Genomic DNA, 20,161 nt, shown 5'->3' on the forward strand with positions numbered 1-20,161 from the left:
CTTCGTTTCGTAGGGACGACATGGACTGCACTCGCGGGCTGCGCATCACCGGTCGTGCAGCGCTCGGGTCACGGAGAACGGGTCGAAGTCCTCGCCCCAGTGCGGCAGTGCAGACGTCGACAGCACTGCGCCGGAACGGATCTCGGCGACCAGATCGCGCCCGACAATGGTGCCGGCGGCATGGACACCACTGAGCATCGACCCGACCGTCCCCGGGCCCCACGCAGTGCTCGTACCGACGGTGTAGAGCCCGTCGATCGGCGTGGTGTCGCCGGGACGCATCGGCCCCACCTGGGTGAGACTCGTCTGAAGACCGAACGCTGCACCTGCGGTGTTGTTGACGTACCGGGTCTGCGTCTGCGGCGACCCCAGCTCCGCGAGCTTCACCTTCGACGACGACCCTGGGTACGCCTGTTCCATGCGTTCGAGCATGCCGTCGAGGATGATCTTCTTGACCTCTCCATATTCGGCGGACTCCCGATACTCCCCCGACTCGACCCCGTACCCCGTCACACCCCACAGACGCGAGGACGCGGGTGTGATGGTCTGGACCTCGATGGTGGCATGCCCGGCCGGTGCGGCACGGTGATTGGACGGATCACGCTGCGACGACGACTGGACGAACATCGGCTGGCGCGCGGCCACCTGCCGCGCCCACCGGTCTCCCGACTCCGCGCCTTTCGCACTCATGACATCGCGGTCGAACGCCACGAGGGATCGCAGCGAGGTGGCGTCGTCGAAATTGGGAATGGCGAAATAGTTGCTGTTCGGGCGGTCGGACAGATCGATCTCGACTCCGAAGAACCCGTTGATCAGCGGCCGCGACATGCGCCACCCTCGAACCCGCTTCGCGAAGCGACGCGGTAACCGGTCGAGTCCCACCAGGTCGGTGAAGGTCTTGATCATGTCTGCGTCGGACACCACCACCGACGCGGAGATCTGCTCGCCACCTGTCAGGCGCACTCCGGTGGCTGCGCCGTCGACGACGGTGATCTCCTCGACCTCGCTGTTGGTTCGAATCGTCCCTCCGTGTGCGGTGATCACCTCGGCGTACCCGGCGGCCAGTATCTGGCCACCGCCCTTGGGATAGAACGAGCCGGTCCCGACGTAGTCCTGGAAGAAGCCGGCCATGGCCGCGGTGGGAAGCACCGACGAACTGCTTCCCAGGGCGCCGCACTGCACCGACAGGGCCAGGGTCGTGCGGGGACCGAGCCGACAGGCCGCCAGCGTCGCCGCATACGGCAGCGCCATGAACGGCGCGGCCCGACCCGCTCGCGCCGCCCACCGTGCAACTCCTCCCGCGGTATCCATGTCGTTACGGTCGTGAGCTTCGCCGATACGACGCATGATGCCGTGGAAACGCCGGACGGCCCGTCGCTCGTCCGGGAAGGTGTCGAGCAGGCTCGACAGGTATGCGTCCCACCCCACGGGAGTCGCCAGTTCGAACCCGGGGGCGACGATGCGATCGAAGCCGCTCTGATCCATCGGGAGCCACGAGATGCGGTCGTCGAGGCCGAGGCCGCGCATCATGTCGTGAACGATGCCGCCCGGCGCGCAATGGCTCATGTAATGCACCCCGCAATCGAACTCCCACCGACCACGGCGGCCGAACACGTGCGACGAACCACCGAGGGTGGTGTACCGCTCGAGCACCAGCACGCTCCGGCCCGCAGCCGCGAGGTAGGCGGCTGCGGACATACCCCCCAGTCCCGAACCGATGACAATCGCGTCCCACGCGTGCGACCCCGCTGTGGACTCCTCCATGATGTTCCCCCTCGAGAGCGTCGGCACCCTGTTACACCGATCGGTCTAACGAAACGCTAGTGCAACGATCGGTATAGTGGCAACAGTGGCGACCGGAAAAAAGACCGTTGGCGCGCGAGACAGGCTGCTGCTGAGCACCATCGACCTGATGCGTCGCAAGGGCGTGGCGGGAGCAGGCGTTGCGGAAATACTCGAGCACGGCGCGGTCTCACGGCGATCCATCTACCTGCACTACCCCGACGGGAAGTCGGGACTCGTCGCCGAGGCCACCCGGCTCGCCGGCGCCTACATCGAGGCACAGATGATCGCTGCAACGTCCGGTGCGACACCGCGTGATGCCCTCGCCGCGTTCATCGCGGACTGGAAGAAGGTCGTCTCGGACAGCGACTTCGACGCAGGATGTCCCGTGGCCGCAGCCGCGATGTCGCGTTCCACCACGCCCGCCGTCGCCGACCTCGCCGGTGCCGAGTTCACTCGGTGGCGCGGCACTCTCACGACGTCGATGGTCGAGCACGGCATACGCGAGGAGACGGCCGGTTCGCTGGCGACCACTGTTCTGGCGGCCGTCGAGGGTGCCGTGATGATGTGCGTCGCTCAACGATCGGTGAGTGCGCTCGACGACGTCGAGACCCACCTGACCGTTCTCCTCGACCACCATCTCACGTCGGCAGATACCCCTCCGCGGGGTTGAACCAGGCCTTTGAGAACGCAGACGATCCGGTGTGGTCACGACCCGGCGCCGCCGCCCGGACGATGTCCGCGGTGTCCGCACCGGGAGACGGTGCCGGCGTCAGACGCCGCCGCGGAGACCGCAGCGGTCGGTTCCAGGTGCTGTCCGGAAGAACGACCGACGTACCACTGGGGTGTTGCGCCGACACCACTCGGCCCGATGCAAGTTCCGGGGTGACCACCGTCCCGTCGAAGCGTCCGGAATGAGCACCCCGCGTCATGGCCCGAGCGTTGACGACGTCGTGCGCGGCGAACCCTGCGCCGAGTGCGATAGCGAGTGATCGGCTGGTCGGGTGCTGCGCGAACAACCGCTCGAGGGTGCGGTCGGCGTCGGACCAGGTCACGTCGGTGGCGTTCGCGACATGGCTACGCAGCCCGTCCCGGATCTGCGGCCACGCGCTCGGCAGCGCCGACACATGGATCCATCCGTCGCGGGTCTTGTACATCCGGTCGGCGGCGTGCCAGCCGAGGGTCGCGTGGCCGGATGGCTCGGGAACATCGCGACCGGTGACGAAGGGCAGTTGGACCCACCCTGCGCTCCGGACCAACGATGTCCGCACCGTGAGATCGCGTCCGCCTCTGCGCCTGGCCAACAGCCCGACGATCGCGGCGTACGCTCCCGAGAACCCCGTGAAGTAGTCGATCGTGGCGGCGACGCCGTGCACCGCCGGGTGCTCCGGGCCGCCGAACCGTGACATCACGCCGCTCACCGCTTGGACGACCGGGTCGTAGCCCGGCCGTTCGTCCCACTCCCCCGGCGACGAGCCGCCCCATGCGGTGATCGCACAGACGACGGCACGATCATTGAGGCGGTGCACGTCCTCCGGCGACACGCCCAGGCGTCGGGCCTGCTGCTCGGTCTTGTTGTACACCACCACATCCGACGACCTGATCAAGCTTTCGAGAACCTCACGGCCGTCGGGTTCGGTCGGGTCCATCGCGACGCTCCGCTTTCCCTGGTTCACCTCGATGCCGATGTGAAGAAGCAGTCGAGGTCCCATGGTGGGACTCACCGGGTCGACATGGGTGACGGTCGCGCCGAGTTCGGCGAGGGTGCGTGCAGCAACCGGACCTGCGATCACATTCGCCATGTCCAGCACCGTTGTCCCCGCCAACGGCGCGGTCGCCTGCTGGGACACGCTGCCGGACTTCATGGCGAACGGCTGCGCGGGACTGTCCCAAGAGACATCGTCGACCGCGGCGGACCCGCTCGACGGCGACTCGGTCGCCACCACGTCCGCACCGGTCTCGACGCGGCCGACGACATCGATCTGCAGGCCGGGTTGCACCCCGTCCTCGGTCGCGATGACCACGCCGGTGCGGCGCATCTCCGGCATGGCGGTCCACTCACTCGTGGTGCGCTGCATTCCCACCGGCACGCCGCACGAACCGAGGACGTCCTCGGCCTCGAGTGCGGACCTCTTGCCCAGACGTCGCTGGATCGCGGCGCTCAACCGGTTCCACCGAGGATGCGAGCGGTATGCGTAGATGTTGGTCTTCGTGGCAGGGATATCCAATGCGTCACCCCGGACGAAACCCAGTGCGCGCGATCGCTCACCGAGGTCGAGGGCGGTCAACGTTCTGTCGATGTGCCTCTCGTGGTCGATCGCGCAGAGAAAGAGGTGCCGGCCGTCGTTCGTTCGGTAGTTCCGGAAGAAGGGCGGGAACAGGGCACGGGCGCGCACCTCGAGAGCGCGCGACAACCAGCGCGGGAGGCGGTGCAGGTCGAGCCGATCGAGGAGGGCGGACGGCAAGGGTGGCTCGTTGTACCTCGCGGGCTGATCGGTGACACGGAGCAGATACCCCGCAGCAGCGGACATCGCCGCATCGAGCAGTGGCACCTCGATCCAGTCGCCGTGACCGTTGCGGTCGCGGCCGTGGACTCCGGCCACCGCGGCGATGGCCCCGTGCACGGCGGCGTACACGGACGGAATGGGCAGTGCGGTGAAGACAGGGGGAAGCCCTAGTACCGACCCCACCGTCGACAGGTTCGTGAAAAGGCCACAAGCCGCACCGATCACACCGTCCCAACCGGGCATGTAACTACGTTCGTCGTATCTGCCGAAGCCTGGCATGGACACGAGGATCACACCGGGATTGCGTTGCGAGAGGGCGTCGTAGCCCAGGCCGAGCCGTGCCATGACCCCGGGGCGGAAATTCTCGACGACGATGTCCGCGCCGTCCACGAGGCGATGCGCAGTCGCGAGACCATCCGCCGTGGTGAGGTCGAGTTCGATTCTGCGCTTGCCCCGCGCCAGGCCCGCGGCAGCAGGGTGGTCCCATCTCGGACCACCGGGTGGGTCGACGGCTATCACGTCCGCGCCCTGATCCGCGAGGAACACCGCCGCCATCGGCCCGGCGATGTACTGACCGAAATCCAGCACACGCAGGCCCGTCAGAGGGCCACTCGCAGCCTCCTGCGCTTGTCCCGGCCGTTTGGTTCGTCCATTCATCGAGAATCCTCTCCGCCGCCTGCGCGCCCGGTCCCGCGCTGCATGCGGCAACACCTTCGGACGATGCACGGCCGGGGCATCGCCACGACACCGATCGGTGTACTGCCGGGACGGTAGTACACCGGCACAGCACCGACAATCCAGAACACACGCGCCACCGTCGACGGTGGCATCAGTTGGAATTCATCACACCGGGGCCTCGGACGACAACCGATGACCGATGACCGAGACGGTGCCGACGCCGCTCCGACATTGACATGCGCGCCGAGCGGACCTAGCTTCTGATGTGACAGTCATCCCGACCGAGGTGGTCGCGTTCTCACCGACAGGGGAATCTTGCATGCCGACAGCACTGGTGGTCGTCGACCCGTTGAACGACTTCATCTCGCGCCGAGGCAAGGGATACCCGCTGCTCCGAACCGTCTCGGGGAGCATCGGTCTCACGCGTAACATGCGCAGAGCCATGGACGCGGCACGAGTGCGAAGCATTCCCGTCGTGTTCGCACCCCACTCGCCCCACTCCGGTCGGCCGACCCATCGTTTCCCGACTCCGAACCAGGATCTCGTTCGCCTGAGTCGCTTCTTCTCGGGTTTCGGCGGGCGGTTCCACAAGGACCTGACACCCGACCCCGGTGAGTTCGTCGCGACCCCACACAGCGTGTCGAGCGGTTTCGGGGGAACGGATCTCCACGAACATCTGCAGTCGATCGGGATCGACAGCATCGTGATCTGCGGTCTGCTCACCGATACGTTCATCGAGTCCACCGCCCGCCATGGAGTCGACCTCGGATATCACGTGAGTGTGCCTAGGGACGCGGTCGCGGCCTGGACCTCGGCCGACCACGAGGCAGCGGTGCAGGGCTCGCTGCCCCTCGTCGTGCACGACATGCCGACCACCGCGGACTTCGTCTCGTGAGCCTGTTCACGGCGTCGGTCGTCCGAACCATGCGCACCCTGGTGGGCCGCCGCATGTCATCGCAGAACCTCTACGGCGCGTCCGACACTGCCGTCGTGCTGGTGACGACCGGTGGGTCGGTCGACCTCGACGATCGCCTCCCCGCCGCACGGTTGATCACCTGGGCACGCAGGTCCGGCATCGCCGTCTTCCTGGCTCCGCGCACACCGTTCTCCGACAACGCATCGCACCCACCGGGCCCGGGTGAAAGGCCGAGGGTCCCGCGCGCGACCGACGACGGTGTGACCGTTCTCGACCCCTTTCCCGGCTTGTCCGCCTTCTCGAGTCCGGCATTGTCGGGAGTTCTCACCGACAAGCACGTGGACCGGGTCCTCATCGCGGGTGAGCGAACAGACATCGAAGTGGACTCGACCGCCAGGGACGCGACCGAATCGGGTCTGCACACCACCGTGGTGAGCGATTTCTGCATCGGCTCGAGCCCGTCCGTTCACCGAGCCGCGCTGGAGGTCACCCTGCCCCGACTCGTCCACGCCGTATCCCCGCTGTCCGAGATCATGGCGAGGACGCGGTGACCCGCGGTCACGATGAGGCCGAGCACTCCATCCTGGTACAGGCGGCGGATTTCGACCGCCGCGGTGGGTGGGTCTTCGATTCTCAGTTCGAGCACGAGATGGGCGCCCCCTACCTGTTGGCGCACGGCCTGGGAAGCCCGGTTCGGGACGCCCGCGCCAGTGCCTCTGTGGGGGCCCACGGCTCGTATCGCGTGTGGGTCAGAACGAAGGACTGGGTGCCGGCCCACCACCCTGGCCGCTTCACCGTCGCTGTCGGTCGGCATGCGCTCCCGGTGACGCTCGGAGCGAATGGGCGTGGATGGGCGTGGGAGTACGCGGGCACTGTCGAGTTGGCACCGGGCGACCACGACGTCGTCCTGCACGACCTCACCGGGTTCGATGCCCGATGTGACGCAGTGTTTCTCAGCACCGGCGACACACCACCCCCGGACGACGACACCGAACTGCGGGCTTGGAGGCGCCGTGTCCGCGGCCTCCCCGACGATCCGGTGGACGGCGGCGACTTCGACGTCATCGTCGTCGGCGGCGGGTTCTCCGGGAGCGCGGGGGCCCTTGCGGCAGCACGATTGGGACTGCGAGTCGCTCTCGTGCACGACCGGCCCGTTCTGGGTGGGAACGCCAGCGTCGAGATCGGGATCACCCCGCGAGGGGAGACGGGTTCGTTCGTCGACGACTTGTCCGAGCGTCTCCCCGATGGTGATCTGCGGGCTCGGTCGCTGGTGGAAGCGGAGCTCACTGCGTCGATCTTCCTGGAGCACCGAGTTTTCGGTGTCGTCACCGAGGGCCGCCGGGTCACCGCGGTCGACGCCCGTGACGAACGCTCGGGACTCGAACGTCGGTTCCGCGCGCCGATCGTGATCGATTGCAGTGGAACTGCTCTCATCGGCATCCTGGCCGGTGCCCGCACGTTGTTCGGCAACGAGGCGGCCTCCGAGTACGACGAGCCGACGGCACCGGAGCATCGACTCGAGCAGCACCACGGACACACCCTGTTCTTCCGCACGCACGAGCGTTCGGAGCCCACTGTCTTCCCCGAAGTTCCGTGGGCCACCGAAGTCTCCAAGGACTACGCGAACCTGAACGGCCAACTCGTGAGACCGGGGCTGGACAACGGATCCGGGCCCGTGGCAGGAGCGTTCCGACACCCCGACCCGGCAACGCGCCGGCGGATGCTCGTCCCGGCGTCACACTTCTGGGAGTACGGGCAGTGGTTGGACCCGTACACGCAGGGCGAGCACATCCGGGACCACCTACTGCGCGCGATCTACGGAACGTTCGCCAACGTCAAGACGCTCGAGCCGGACGAGTACGCGAACCTCGCCCTGGACTGGGTGGCCTTCGTGTGCGCGCAGGGCGAGTTCCGGCGTTACCTCGGCGACCATGTTCTGACCGAGAACGACATTCGTGAGCATCGACGGTTCGACGATGCCGTGGTGATGAACTCGGGCCCGTTCTGCCTGCACTACCCGATCGACGAGAAGTACGATTTCCGGCTCGCCGACTGGAAGTGGGACACGCGGGACGGCCGCCCGTTCGAGATACCGCTGCGCTGCTTGTACTCCGCGGACCTCGACAACGTCCTGATGGCCGGGAAACACATCAGCGTCACGCACGTCGCTGGGTCGGTCACCAAGTTCATGGGAAACGGAGCCCACCACGCCGTCGCAGCAGCCGCGGCGGCCTCGTTGTGTCTGACCCACCGATGTACGCCGCGTGACGTCGGAAACCTGCACCTCGGCGCACTGCGGCGCATCGTCGCCGATCTCCTGCGTCCGGGGCACGTCGACGACGGACCGCTCGACCGTCCGGTCCCACTCGGATCGACCGCGCGCGAGACGTAGTCTGGCGACATGCGATGGTTGGATGTGGATACCGAGAACTGCTCGGTACGAGCCGCCCTGGACGTCGTCGGCGCCAAGTGGTCACTTCTTATCGTGCGTGAGTTGTTCAACGGCGTTCATCGTTTCGACGAGATTCGGGAGCACATGGGGATCAGCGAAGCGGTACTCGCCCGCCGCCTCAGCGAATTACAGGATGCGCAGCTGGTGGAATCGATCGAGTACCGCGATCCCGGTCAACGCACACGACGGAAGTACCGACTCACCGAATCCGGTCTGGACCTCTTCCCCATTCTGATCGCGATGCTCCAGTGGGGCGACCGGCACCGCACCGCGGACGGCACGGGGTCATGGCAGGTACAGCACCGAGAGTGCGGCCGACAGGTCACGGCAGTCGTCGCTTGCCCGGACCATCCGGACCGCACGCTCGACCACCGTGACACGATCACGAGCGCGGGACCCACCGCGACACCTGTTTTGCGACCCGCGATCTGAGGTATCGGGTCGGCGGTCAGATCCCGTCGAGGTTCGCGAACTGCCCGGATCAGGAGGAACACCGGACAGTGTTCCCGTTCGCGGCGACTAGGGCCGCAGACTGTGCATGATGCGGTGGCGGCGGAAGCTGCTTTAGTTGTACTGCCCGGAGCGGTTGGTCAATTGGGAGATGGGCGCAGCTTTGCCTTTAGCGGAGTAATGCCGGCAATGATTGTAGGTGTGCAGCCGGGTCGATAATGCCGATCGGTGTACGGATTCGCTCGGCTACGCCGCGCGAACGCGCACTCGCCGGGCTCGTGCGGTGAAACCGCTCGATCTTTGCCGTTGGTCTGCGGCCGGTACGGGCGGGTCCGCTTGTGTCGTATCTGCAGCTCAGTGCACGCATCTCGCCATGTATGGGACTTGGGGCATCCGCCGTTGCCGGACATGACGCGCTCGACGGTGACCCGCGGCTGGCGAACCAGCTCACGCCCGGCGCAAAACACCGATAGCTGTTGCGGCGGTCACGTCGTCGTGCATCTCGGCGTAGGCGACACGGGAGTGGTTGACGATGACGGTGTGCATGAACGAGTGACCGAGCAACATGCCGCGGTAAGCATTGCGGCGTGCTCCGGGGTCGCTGCGCGGTTCTTTCCGCCCTGAGAGCGGCCCACGAAGCGCCACCCTCCGCCGGTCGGGATGTTGCCCAGCTTCTTGACATCGGCATTGATACGTGGCGCCGGGACAGTCGTGTTCGTAACGTCGAATCCGCTCTACGGATCAAATATCGATGTGCAACACGGGATTCAACGCAACACCGGCCGATTGACGGGAAGAAGTTTACCCAAGATGTCTGGCAAATCCCCAGTTCAGCGTCTTCTAGAAGGGGTCATCGAAGGTTCGATACAACGCCAACTGCTCGTATGCGCCTTCGACCATCCACGTCCTCTCTCACGACTCGGTTTGCCAGGATCGTGTGACTGCGAATGAGGCAAGGAAGAAGCCGGATTCATCGGTGCGGCAGGTTCCGGCGTAGCCGCCAATGGCGAGAAGTTGCGCTCCGGGATCGATCTGCCATCGGCTGTATCGGCACCGGAAGTCGGCGTGGTCTTGCTGTGCGTCGACGATGACGTTGGTGATCAGATGCCGACTGGCCGGCGGAGTCTCGAACAAGAGTCTGTAGTGCCGCTCTATCGAGTCGCGGCCGGCGATGGTCGTCCCGGTGAAATGTAAGTCTGCGCGGGCCAGGAGTTCCGCCACCGACCAGGCGTCGCGGGCGTCGGCACATTCGGCGTACCGACCGAGGAGGTTGTCGACCTCGTGGCGCAGGTCTGCGGGGCGCAATGCGCTCACAGCGACCACCAGTCGAGCCGCGACGTCGCGGGGTGGTGGGTCACGCTCGGGTGCAGCCGGGCGAGCTTGCCGCGGTAGAACACCAAGGGGCGTTGATCGGAGTAGTCGACGTCGGTGACCGCGGCGAACATCCCCACGTGATCGCCGGCGTCGAAGATCGTGCTCGGCGTGCACTCGATCCGAGCGCTCGCCGTCATCAAGCGGGGGGCGGGTCCGGACTCGAAGTCCCACTCGCCGCAGTCGAACTTGGCGCCGTCGCGGGAGGCGAATCCGTAGCAGACCGCGCCCTGCGCCTCGGACAGCACGCTGACGCACAGGTCGGAGGACCGCCGGAGCTGCGAAAAGGTGTGCGATCGGGCGGCAGCGAAGAACCCGATGAGGGGTGGGTCCGAGGACACCGACGTCAGCGACCCCACCGTCATGCCGACGCGTTCACCGTCGACCACCCCGGTCACCACGGCCACCGACGTCGGCACGCGGCCCAGAGCGCGCCGCAGCCGTGACGGGTCCAGTGCAGGTCGGGTGGTGGAGGGAGCTGTCATGTCGGGTTCCTTCGTTGGGCAGGGCCTGGTTTCTGAGAAGTGAACCGCGACGCTAACTGCGCTTTCTCGCGCGGACAGGTGTAGTGATCGCCGTCACGTTGGGCTCGCTGCACGCCCATGGGTCGACACTGTGCGTTCTGCACGGTCCCAGCGGCCCGGATTGGCGGTTCTGCACGAGAATTCGCGCGGTGACAGCCGTGACTATGTGAGCCACGCCCCATTCGGGTACGAACTCTCGGAAGGACCACATCTCATGACCATCACCGCGGACCGCCCCACCACCGACGCACTGCTCGATCCGTCGGTCGAGCTGCCTCGACGAGCGGAGGAGCTGCTGGATCTGTTGCGCTCGAATGCATCCCGTACCGAGGCCGATCGCCGGGTCGCGCAGGAGAACATCGACGCACTCGCCGCCGCCGGACTGTTCAAGATCTCGGTTCCGAAGCGTCTGGGTGGCCATGAGGCGGACTTCCGGACGTTCCTCGAGGTGACCTCCACGCTGGGCCGGGCGTGCGGGTCGACCGCGTGGGCTGCGACGTTGATGAACGTGTGCGGATGGTTGATCGGCCTCTACCCCGATCAGGCGCAGCGCGATGTCTTCGACGCCGATCCGGAGGCCCGGGTCTGCGGAGTGGTCGCCCCGAACTCGACCGCGGTCGCTGTCGACGGCGGGTTGCGCGTGACGGGCAAGTGGGGATTCGCGTCGGGGTCGCTGCATTCGCAGTGGGCGATGCTGGGTGTGCCGGTGGTCGACGAGAGTGGAACGCAGATCGATCAGGGTATGGCGCTGATTCCGATGAGCGAGTTGACGATCGAGGACACCTGGTACGTCGCAGGTATGCGCGGCACCGGAAGCAACACCATCGTCGCCGAGGACGTGTTCGTGCCGGCGCACCGCATCCTGTCCGTCACCGCCGCGATCGAGGGCTCCTACCCCACCGAGCACAAGGAGGAGGCGCTCTACCGCTCGGCGTTCGTCCCGGTGCTCGCGCTGGTCTTGGTCGGCCCGCAGCTCGGACTCGCCCAGGGCGCCCTGGAGGTGGTGAAGGGATCGCTGGCGAAGGGCCGCGGCATCTCGTACACGTTCTACGACAAGTCGATCGACTCCGGGTCCACGCAGATCAACATGGCCCACGCGGCGTCATTGGTCGACACCGCGATGCTGCACTGCTTCCGGGCGGCCGAGGACATCGACGCAGCCGCACGCTCGACCGACTACATGGCCTTCGACTCACGGGCCCGGGTGCGTATGGACGTCGGCGTCGTCGCCACCCGCGCCCGTGAGGCGATGGACCTGCTGTTGACGGTGCAGGGTGCGGGTAGCTTCGCCGAAGTCTCGCCGCTGCAGCGCATGTGGCGCGACCTCGAGACCGGTTCGCGGCACGCTGTGGTCAACCCCGCCATCGCCGCCGAGGCGTACGGCCGCGCGATGCTGGGCGTCACCGAGCAGGTCACCCCGCTCATCTGACGCGGCCGAGGCCGCGAAGCACACCCCTGTGGGGCCGGTGACGCACCGGCCCCACAGTGCTGTCCGGCGCAGGCTACGAGGTCTCGGTCAGAGGACGGCGTCGCCGTAGGTGTCGACGAGCCTCAGCGCGGCGTGCAGGTCGTAGCGGCGGGTGGCCACGTCGTACCCGAGCAACTCCGACGCCCGCTTGACCCGGTAGGCGACGGTGTTGCGGGAGACGTGCAGAACCTGCGCGGCGGCATACGGGCTCGATTCGTCGTCGAAGTACTGCAGGAGGGTGGCCCGCAGGTCCTCCGCCTGGTGTGTGCGTTCGGCGAGAGGTCCGAGTTCGCGGCCGACGAACGCGCGGGCAGCGTCGAGGTTTTCGACGAGAAGGGCGGGGACGGCCACGTCCGCGTAGTGGGTGACCGGTGCGGGTCGGCGCGCCATCCGCGCGGACCGTTCGGCCGCGAGCGCTTCTCGATGCGATTGCCGAAAACCCGTCACCCCGGCTCCGGGATCGCCGGTGGCGACCCGGATGTCGACAGCGGTGGGTCGATGGTCGGTGAGCACGATCCGCGCCGGGAAGCGGTGCCGTCCGCCCCAGGCCCACACGTTTCCCGCTCCGATCGGCAGTACCAATCGTTGGGTGGCGCCGGCGGAGGTCAGTGCCTGGTGGGCGGCGACGAGCAGGTCGGTGGTGTCGGACCGCCGCCGCGGAGGGTCGTAGAAGAACGTCATCGCGACGTGGTCGCGGCTGAGGTCGTAGTCCAGTGCCGCAGTGGCGGCGCTGGAGTCCCCGAACTCGCCGGCGAGGATCGCGCGCACGGTCTCGGCGCGGGCGGCCGCGGCGCTGGCCATCCACCGGTCGCGCTCGGCGACGTACTCGGCGGCCATCGCCCCGGCGAACTCGTCGATGTAGTCGAAGAGCAACTCGGAGATCTGTTGCATCTGAGGTGCACGGTCGTCGGGGACGACATGCGCGGCGCACGCGCCCAGGAACGCACTCGCCATGCGGGCGTGACCGAGCCGGACACCGCGCAGGACCCGGTCCAGGGCGACACCGCGGCGCACGAACTCGCGGTCACCGCGCAGGGCTTCCTCGGTGATCGCCGGGAGGTCGTCGTCGAGACCGGCGACGCGGATCAACGCGCGGATGGCGGAGGATTCCGTGCCCATCCGCAGGGTGTTCAGTTGTTCTGCGCCGCCGCCTATCTCGGTGATCTGCTCGACGATCGTGGTGGCCATGTCGAGCCCGACCTCGCAGGCCCAGGCGACGGGTCCGGATCCGATACGTTCGGCGGCGTCGGCGATGGTTGCGGCGGTGCTGGCGGGCGGTGGGGTCGCCGGGTCGGTGGGGGTGAGGTTGCGCAGCCACACCACGGCGGTCGAATCGCTCACGCGGCGTCACCGCCGCGGCCGCTGCTGCGCCGCGCCTGTCCGGTGTCGTTGCTCAGAGCACCGTGCGCGGCATCCACGGCGGTCTTCTGCTCTCGAACGCGCTGATCTCGTCGTCGTGCTGCAGGGCGATGTCGATGTCGTCGAGACCGTCGAGGAGTTTGTTGCGGGTGTCGTCGTCGACGTGGAACGAGACGGTCAGCGGGCCGGCGGTGATGATGATGCGGGTGTGCAGGTCGACCGTGACGGGGTCGGTGGGGTGGTTCTCGATGTGCATCCACAGCAGCTCGATGTCGGCCTGCTCGACCTGGGCGGCCAGCAGGCCGGACTTGCCCGCGTTCGAGCGGAAGATGTCGGCGAACTGTGAGCACACGACGACCCGGAACCCGAAGTCCATCAGTGCCCAGACCGCGTGTTCACGGGAGGATCCGATACCGAAGTCGGGTCCGGTGACCAGGATCGTGCCGTGATCGAACGGGGGGCGGTTGAGTACGAAGTCCGGGTCGGTGCGCCAGGTCGAGAACAGGGCGTCCTCGTAGCCGGTGCGGGTGACCCGCTTCATGTACGCCGACGGGCAGATCTGGTCGGTGTCGACTCTGCTGCGGCGCAGCGGAACTGCGGTGCCGGTCGTGGTGGTGAAGGCCTGCATGTGCCGATGCTCCTGCGGTGCTGGCGGGTGTGTGGCGCGGCGCGAACACGGGCGCCGGTGGTGTCGACGGCCTCGACGGTGGGATGGGTGCGTGGGATGGGCGCCGGATCCCGGGTGGCACGCGCGCACGAACACCCGGGATCCGACTGATCCACCCGGCCCGACAGAGGCGAGTGGACGAGTGGTGGGTCAGGTGGCGACGGACGGGTACGGCTTGCCGAGCCAGTGCTGGAGCTGCGCGCCGAATTCGCGCTGGAACGCCAACGGCCCCTTCTCGAGTGCCCAGGTTTCGTCGTAGACGGCGATGAACAGGGTCAGGTTGAGGAAGAAGTGCGCGCCCATCTCGAACAGCGCCACGTAGTCGTGGTTGATGAGGGCCTCGCGCTCGTCGTCGGTGAGCTCGTTGACGGTGGTGCGCTCACTGTCGGAGAGTTTCGGACCGATCTCGTCCTCCCACCGGCCCACGAACTCCTTGGGGTCCTTGGCGTAGGCGTCGAGGTACTCGGGGTCGCGGTCGACGGTGAACAGGAACTTGTTGACGTAGTACTTGCTCATGCCGCGTCTCCGTTCGGGTACCAGGTGAAGTAGGCCTCCATCGTGTGGTAAAGATCGAAATTGTCTACGTAGGCGGCTTTTTCGGGTCCGGCGATGCCCATCATCAGGATCAGGTCCATGAACCCGTGGGTGGCGTTGCCGTGACCGGCGAGCGTTTCGAGGGTGACGTTGTCGAGGATGGCCTCGATGTTGCCCTCGGAGAGCCAGCGGATGGCGTTCGCGTCGAATTCCGGGTCGGGGCCGTGCTCGCCGAACTGGCGGGGTCCACCGAGTTCGAGGGAGAGGTGCCCACTGCCGATGGCGGCGATGCGCTTGTCGGAGGGGAATTCGTCGATGACCTCGCGGATGGCACGGCCGAGGTCCCAGAACCGCTTCGGCGACGGCAGCGGCGGGGCGAAGATGTTGGTGTAGATCGGCACCACCGGCAGATCCGCCTCGGGGCGGGTGGTGATGATCGGGCAGATGATCGAGTGGTCGATCTTGAGTTCGTTGCTGAAGGAGAAGTCGAAGCCGCGGTCCATCAGTCCCTGGAGCATGTAGCCGGAGAGCTCCTCGTGGCCCTCCAGGACGTACTTCGGGATGCCGAACTCGCGTTCTTCGTTGTAGAACGTGGCGTCGTAGCGCGGCGCCTTCCCGATCAGGAACGTCGGGTAATTGTCGAGGAAGAACTGATGGAAGTGGTCGGCTCCGACCATGACCAGGATGTCGGGCTTCGCGGCGGTCAGCGTCTCGCGGTACGCCTCGACCTTGCGCTTCCACTCCGCCGCGAACGGAGGCCGCTCCTCCTCCGGGCCGGTGGTGGCCTTGTAATAGAACGGGTGATGGGTAGTGCCGAGCACTGCCGCCAGTGTCGCCATTAAAAGAGTCTCCTCGGTGTAGCGGATCTCGTGGGTGGTCGAGCTGTCAGGACGTGGTGGAGTCCGCGTCGGCGGGATCGACGTAGTACGCGCCCCGGTCGACGTTCATGTAGATGTCGTTGGCGATCGGGGTGCGCCGCTCCTCGGCGAGCTGCCCGATCAACCCGGCGCAGCGGGCGAGCAGGGCGAATCCGCGCAGCATCTCCGTCGGCAGACCGAGATCGGCCAGGGCCGCCCCGCACACGCCGGCGCCGTTGAGCGGGAGATGGCGTCCGACGCCGCGTTCGCTCATCCGCCCGATCGCTTCGAACAGCTGCAGGTGCGGTCCGCGTACCCCTTCCTCGGCGGCGATGCCGATCAGCACCGGGGTGCGGGGGTCGCCGTCCTTGTGGTTGGGGTGACCGAGGCCGGGCACGTGCTTGCCGCTGGCGCGTTGCCGGGCGATGGCGTCGAGGGCGAGCTCGTCCCACCCCTCATCGGTGTCGGGGAGGGATGCTCCGTCGGCGGTGTGCGCAGCCAGTGCGGCGGCGAGGAACTGTCCGCTGTCCTCGGTGACACCGAGGAACCGCGATCCGCCGCCGAGCAGCCCGGCCGCCAGTGCACCCTGCAGGGAGTCGGGGGCGCTGAGGTAGGTCACCCGCGCGGCGATGGCTGTGGGGGTGAAGCCGTGGTCGGTGAGAGCGACGAGGACCGCTTCGAACACGCGCACCTCGCCGGGGGTGGGTCGGCGCATGGCGACCATCCAGAAGGCGAGTTCGCCGAACCCGACCTTGCCCATGAGGTCACCGGCCAGATCCTGGCCGAGCAGCTTGATCTCGGTGGCCGAGGAGGTACCCAGCGAGGTGGGGAACTCGGTGCGGACTTCTCGCCCGGTGTGCTCGGTCATCGTTCTCCCTGTGCGGTGGTGGGGGTGCCTGCGGTGGTGGCCGAGAGCCACGCGCGCACCTCGTCGTTGTCCTGCCCCAACGTCGGTGGTGCGAGGTCGTAGCGCGGTGCGAAGCCGCTGAAGGTGATCGGGTTGCGCACCCCGGGGACGGTGTCTCCGGGCGGACCGACCTGGACGACCGGTTCGAGGCCGAGTTTGTCGGCGTACTGGACCCCTTGGGCGATGGTGTTGATCGGCCCGTTCGGCACGCCGACCTCGTTGAGTCTGTCGAACCAGTGCGTCGCGGACTGCGTCTCGAGGCGTTCGACCAGTAGTGGGCGCAGCTCCTCGCGGCGCTCGGTGCGGTCCTCGTTCTTGGCGAAGCGGGGATCGTCGGCCAGTTCCGGGACGCCGAGCACATCGACGAGTTTGCGGAACTGGGCGTCGTTGCCGGCGGTGATGATCAGATCGTTGTCGGCGGTGGGCAGCGGCTCGTACGGGAACAGACTCGGGTGCGCGTTGCCCATCCGGTGCGGGGTGACCCCGCCGGCGACGTAGGCGGAGGTCTGGTTGACCAGACCGCTCATCGCAGACGCGAGCAGGGAGGTCTCGATGTGCTGCCCGGTTCCGGTCTCGGATCGGTGCCGCAGAGCTGCGAGGATGCCGATCGTCGAGTGCAGTCCGGCCATGACGTCGAAAACGCTGATGCCGGCGCGGTAGGCGGGTCCGTCCGGGTCGCCCGTCAGGCTCATCAGTCCCGACATCGCCTGCACGATCAGGTCGTACCCGGGCAGTGACGCGCCCTCCTTGGAGCCGAATCCGCTGATGGAGCAGTAGATGACGGTGTCGTTGCGGTCGCGGACGCTGTCGAAGTCGAGCCCGAAGCGGCGCAGCCCGCCGGGTTTGAAGTTCTCGACCACGACGTCGGCGCGTCCGGTGAGGGCCTTCGCGACGGCGAGGTCGTCGTCGTTCTTGAAGTCGAGCACGATGGACTTCTTGTTGCGGTTGATCGCCGCGTAGTACGTCGAGACGCCGTCCTCGCGCACGGGCGGCACCCAGGAGCGGGTGTCGTCGCCGCCGGGGCTCTCGACCTTGATCACGTCGGCGCCCATGTCGGCGAGCAGCATGGTGGCGTAGGGGCCGGCGAGGACGCGTGAGAGGTCCGCAACGACGATCCCGTCGAGTGGGCGTGCAATGGGGGTGCCTGTGGAATCCACGAGGTCAAGTCCTTTCCTGGCGAGGGTGGGTCGGTCCGGTGGGGGCCGAACTCAGCCCTCGACGAGGTCGAAGGCGAACAGGCGGTCGCGCGAGGCTTCGGCGCGGGCGCGGATGTCGTCGATGTCGCATCCGACGAGGCGGCCGCCGTACTTGCGGACCTGCCCGGCGACAAGGACGGTGTCGATGTTTCCGGGGTGGCCGGCGCCGACGATGCTGGCGGCGACGTCGTTGGCGGGCAACAGATTCGCGTCGTCGAGCCGGATGATGATCAGGTCGGCGTCCTTGCCGGGGGTGATCGATCCGGTCTTGTGGTCCAGCCCCGACGCGCGCGCCCCTTCGATGGTCGCCATCGCCACCAGGTCCGAGGGGGTGAACGCGGGCAACGCTCCGTAGGTGTCGGGGTCGATGCTGATGCCGACGTTCTGGGCGGTGAGGGCGGCGCGCATGACGTTGAACATGTCGCCCGCGACGGAGGCCTCGGTGTCGATGCTCAGGCTGGGGCGGATGCCGGCGGCGAGCAGTCGGCCGGTGGCGGGGGCGCCGAGCCCGGGCAGGACCGCCTCCACGGCCGCGGACACCGAGGCGTGGGCGCCGGAGTCGGCGAGCATCTTCAGCTCGTCGTCGTCGCTGGTGCAGCAGTGGATGAACAGCAGGTCCTCGGCGAGCAGGCCGGCGTCGCCGAGGGAGCCGATGCCGCGGAACTCCGGGCCCCAGGGTCCGTTGCCGACGTGCATCGACGAGCGCACCCCGAGCTCGCGTGCCATCGCGAGGTCCTTGCTGGTGACGTCAAGGGTGGACAGTTCCGGTCCGCGGAGCATCGCCTGGAGGGTGACCAGGGCATCGTCGTCGGCGAGGACGTCGGAGCGGACACGGCGGATGTCCTCGGGGTGGGTCGCTTCGCCGCGCAGCATCCACTTGTTGGAGTCGATCGAGGGCCACCCGAAGGCGAAGACGCCGCGGATACCCGAGTCGCGGAGCGCAGCGATCGCGGAATCGGTGTGGTCGGGGCTGTTCTGGATGTGCGACTCGTCGCGCAGGGTGGTGATGCCGGCATCGAGGGCGCCGAGTGCGCCGGTCAGGTTACCGATGTAGACGTCGTCGGGGGTGAACTCGGGGCCCCAGGTGAGCTGGATGTGCTGGCGGTACTTCGGGAAGTCCCATCCGGTGCCGACCTGACGGATCGCGCCCTGCCAGGTGTGGCGGTGGGTGTCGACGAAGCCCGGCAGGACGGCGCGGTGGGTGCCGTCGATGACGGTGGCGCCGGTGGCGTCGAGATCGGGTCCGACCTCGACGATCTTGCCGCCGTCGATCAGGACGTCGCCGACGAGGTCGCCGAGTGCGTCGTCCTGGGTGAGAAGGTGCGCGCCGCGGATGAGGATGCGGCCTTCGGGGACGGTCTGCGTGCTGCTCATCGGTGCTCTCCTTCGGCACCCAGGCGGTCGGCGAACCAGTCGCCGAGCCGGGTGTGCTTGTCGTGCGAGTGGTTGTAGATGCAGTGGTCCCCGTCGGGGAATTCACTGAAGGTCTTGTCCTGCGAGGCTGCGCCGTCGAAAAGTGCGCGCGCATTCTCGATGAGGAAGATCTGGTCCGGCGTTCCGTGCATGACGTGCAGGGGGCATGTCAGGGTCGACAGGGTTTCGTCGGTGAGCACGAAGGTGTTCATCACCGCGGTCGCCTCGTCGGGATCGTCGATACCCAGCAGCGCTTGCACTTTGGTGACGAACCGCTTGAAGTGGTCCAGGATCTCCGCCGGGCGCACGGTGCCGCCGTTGACCGCGCACGCCGCGATGCGCGAGTCGGTGGAGGCGACGAGCGCGGCGAGGAACCCGCCCATGCTGTTGCCCCAGATGCCCACCCGGTCGGCGAGGCGGTCGTCGGCACAGAGGTGATCGATCATCGCCGAGAACGCCGCAGGCACCTCGGAATCGAGGTGTAGGCCCTGCAGGATTCGGCTCTCCCCCTGGCCGGGACCGTCGACGAGGAATACCGCCACGCCGCGGGCGAGCAGATACGTCGCCCCCACGTGGTACTCCTCGCGCCACCCGTCGAACCCGCCCATCAGGATCACCACCGGTGGGGGTTCGTCCGCGGCGGGCCGCAGCAGCCAGCCGCACAGATTGCCGCCCCGGTAGGGGATCTCGACGTGCTCGACCGGGGGGTCGCTCAGTTTCCCTGCAGCCCCGTAGAATTCGATGAGCTTGTGGTACATCGGCTTCTTGCGTGGGTCCGAGTCGGGCAGCGGTACCTGTCCGGTCCGGTAGCAGGCGCTCGCCCGCAGATAGTTGCTGCGGGCAGTGATGCGGTGTCCCTGCGCCAGCGATTCGTCGGCGGAGGCGGCGATCTCGTCACCGAGCCGTGCGCCGGCGTCGGCCCAGGGCACGCCGGAGTCGGCGAGGGCGTACAGCTCGACGACGTCCGCATAGTCCAAGCCGTTGCCGATCAATCGTTGCATCGGCATGGCCCGCTTGTGGGCGGCGACCTCCGCTGCCCACGGGTCGCCCTCGGTCGAGCGCGGGTCGGACTCCGCCACC

The 20,161-nt window shown here is 67.4% G+C and carries 18 protein-coding genes and 1 pseudogene; 6 read left to right on the plus strand and 13 right to left on the minus strand.

What is annotated here, in order from left to right:
- Positions 1-45 precede the first annotated feature (45 nt).
- The gene (locus QE397_RS16325) at positions 46-1,764 is read right to left on the minus strand and encodes an NAD(P)/FAD-dependent oxidoreductase (protein ID WP_307096000.1); all 1,719 of its coding nucleotides are present in this window, start codon (positions 1,762-1,764) and stop codon (positions 46-48) included.
- An 85-nt stretch (positions 1,765-1,849) separates the two neighbouring features.
- On the opposite strand from QE397_RS16325, the gene QE397_RS16330 reads away from it, so the two are divergent.
- The gene (locus tag QE397_RS16330) at positions 1,850-2,455 is read left to right on the plus strand and encodes a TetR/AcrR family transcriptional regulator (RefSeq protein WP_307096002.1); all 606 of its coding nucleotides are present in this window, start codon (positions 1,850-1,852) and stop codon (positions 2,453-2,455) included.
- Here the strand turns inward: QE397_RS16330 and QE397_RS16335 are convergent.
- Positions 2,424-4,946 (minus strand): CoA transferase, encoded by a 2,523-nt coding sequence (locus QE397_RS16335; protein WP_307096004.1) that lies wholly within the window; start codon positions 4,944-4,946, stop codon positions 2,424-2,426. The genes QE397_RS16330 and QE397_RS16335 overlap by 32 nt on opposite strands.
- A gap of 340 nt (positions 4,947-5,286) precedes the next feature.
- Between QE397_RS16335 and QE397_RS16340 the strand changes: the two genes are divergently transcribed.
- The 4 genes from QE397_RS16340 to QE397_RS16355 are packed head-to-tail and all read left to right on the plus strand — an operon-like array spanning position 5,287 to position 8,767.
- Complete coding sequence (locus QE397_RS16340; RefSeq protein ID WP_307096006.1) at positions 5,287-5,862, plus strand: isochorismatase family cysteine hydrolase; 576 nt, start codon at positions 5,287-5,289, stop codon at positions 5,860-5,862.
- Positions 5,859-6,434: a cysteine hydrolase family protein gene (locus QE397_RS16345; protein ID WP_307096008.1), complete on the plus strand. Its 576-nt coding sequence runs from the start codon at positions 5,859-5,861 to the stop codon at positions 6,432-6,434. The genes QE397_RS16340 and QE397_RS16345 overlap by 4 nt, the downstream gene beginning before the upstream one ends.
- Positions 6,431-8,275, plus strand: a complete 1,845-nt coding sequence (locus tag QE397_RS16350; RefSeq protein WP_307096010.1) for an FAD-dependent oxidoreductase — start codon at positions 6,431-6,433, stop codon at positions 8,273-8,275. The genes QE397_RS16345 and QE397_RS16350 overlap by 4 nt, the downstream gene beginning before the upstream one ends.
- Positions 8,276-8,284: 9 nt before the next feature.
- The gene (locus QE397_RS16355) at positions 8,285-8,767 is read left to right on the plus strand and encodes a helix-turn-helix domain-containing protein (RefSeq protein WP_307096012.1); all 483 of its coding nucleotides are present in this window, start codon (positions 8,285-8,287) and stop codon (positions 8,765-8,767) included.
- 132 nt (positions 8,768-8,899) lie between these two features.
- Here QE397_RS16355 and QE397_RS16360 read toward each other — a convergent pair.
- The 3 genes and pseudogenes from QE397_RS16360 to QE397_RS16370 all read right to left on the minus strand — a co-directional run.
- Positions 8,900-9,520: pseudogene (locus QE397_RS16360) on the minus strand (DDE-type integrase/transposase/recombinase); the annotation flags it as partial.
- Positions 9,521-9,697: 177 nt separating this feature from the next.
- A complete protein-coding gene (locus QE397_RS16365; RefSeq protein ID WP_307096014.1) occupies positions 9,698-10,099 on the minus strand; it encodes a nuclear transport factor 2 family protein in 402 nt (133 codons plus the stop codon).
- Positions 10,096-10,641, minus strand: coding sequence for a flavin reductase family protein (locus QE397_RS16370; protein WP_307096016.1), 546 nt, complete (start codon positions 10,639-10,641; stop codon positions 10,096-10,098). Before QE397_RS16370 ends, QE397_RS16365 begins: the two co-directional genes overlap by 4 nt.
- Before the next feature lie 253 nt (positions 10,642-10,894).
- Here QE397_RS16370 and QE397_RS16375 point away from each other — a divergent pair, with 253 nt between their 5' ends.
- Positions 10,895-12,109: an acyl-CoA dehydrogenase family protein gene (locus QE397_RS16375; RefSeq protein ID WP_307096018.1), complete on the plus strand. Its 1,215-nt coding sequence runs from the start codon at positions 10,895-10,897 to the stop codon at positions 12,107-12,109.
- 87 nt (positions 12,110-12,196) lie between these two features.
- Here the strand turns inward: QE397_RS16375 and QE397_RS16380 are convergent, their stop codons facing one another.
- The 8 genes from QE397_RS16380 to QE397_RS16415 all read right to left on the minus strand — a co-directional run bounded on the left by QE397_RS16380 (position 12,197) and on the right by QE397_RS16415 (position 20,160).
- On the minus strand, positions 12,197-13,489 hold the full coding sequence (locus tag QE397_RS16380) for a CdaR family transcriptional regulator (protein ID WP_307096020.1): 1,293 nt from the start codon (positions 13,487-13,489) through the stop codon (positions 12,197-12,199).
- Positions 13,490-13,541: 52 nt separating this feature from the next.
- The gene (gene leuD / locus QE397_RS16385; RefSeq protein ID WP_307096022.1) at positions 13,542-14,135 is read right to left on the minus strand and encodes a 3-isopropylmalate dehydratase small subunit; all 594 of its coding nucleotides are present in this window, start codon (positions 14,133-14,135) and stop codon (positions 13,542-13,544) included.
- A 189-nt stretch (positions 14,136-14,324) separates the two neighbouring features.
- Positions 14,325-14,690, minus strand: coding sequence for a hypothetical protein (locus QE397_RS16390; protein WP_307096024.1), 366 nt, complete (start codon positions 14,688-14,690; stop codon positions 14,325-14,327).
- Entirely contained in the window at positions 14,687-15,547 is an 861-nt protein-coding gene (locus QE397_RS16395; RefSeq protein WP_307096026.1) for a hypothetical protein, read from the minus strand. The genes QE397_RS16390 and QE397_RS16395 overlap by 4 nt, the downstream gene beginning before the upstream one ends.
- Before the next feature lie 46 nt (positions 15,548-15,593).
- Positions 15,594-16,433, minus strand: coding sequence for a citryl-CoA lyase (locus QE397_RS16400; RefSeq protein WP_307096028.1), 840 nt, complete (start codon positions 16,431-16,433; stop codon positions 15,594-15,596).
- Positions 16,430-17,629 (minus strand): CaiB/BaiF CoA-transferase family protein, encoded by a 1,200-nt coding sequence (locus QE397_RS16405; RefSeq protein ID WP_307096030.1) that lies wholly within the window; start codon positions 17,627-17,629, stop codon positions 16,430-16,432. Before QE397_RS16405 ends, QE397_RS16400 begins: the two co-directional genes overlap by 4 nt.
- 51 nt (positions 17,630-17,680) lie before the next feature.
- Complete coding sequence (locus QE397_RS16410; protein WP_307096032.1) at positions 17,681-19,042, minus strand: amidohydrolase family protein; 1,362 nt, start codon at positions 19,040-19,042, stop codon at positions 17,681-17,683.
- Positions 19,039-20,160, minus strand: a complete 1,122-nt coding sequence (locus tag QE397_RS16415) for a S9 family peptidase (protein ID WP_307096034.1) — start codon at positions 20,158-20,160, stop codon at positions 19,039-19,041. Before QE397_RS16415 ends, QE397_RS16410 begins: the two co-directional genes overlap by 4 nt.
- Between the last annotated feature and the right edge of the window lies 1 nt (position 20,161).

Origin of the sequence: Rhodococcus sp. SORGH_AS_0301 (assembly GCF_030818285.1) — a bacterium.
GTDB lineage: Bacteria > Actinomycetota > Actinomycetes > Mycobacteriales > Mycobacteriaceae > Rhodococcoides.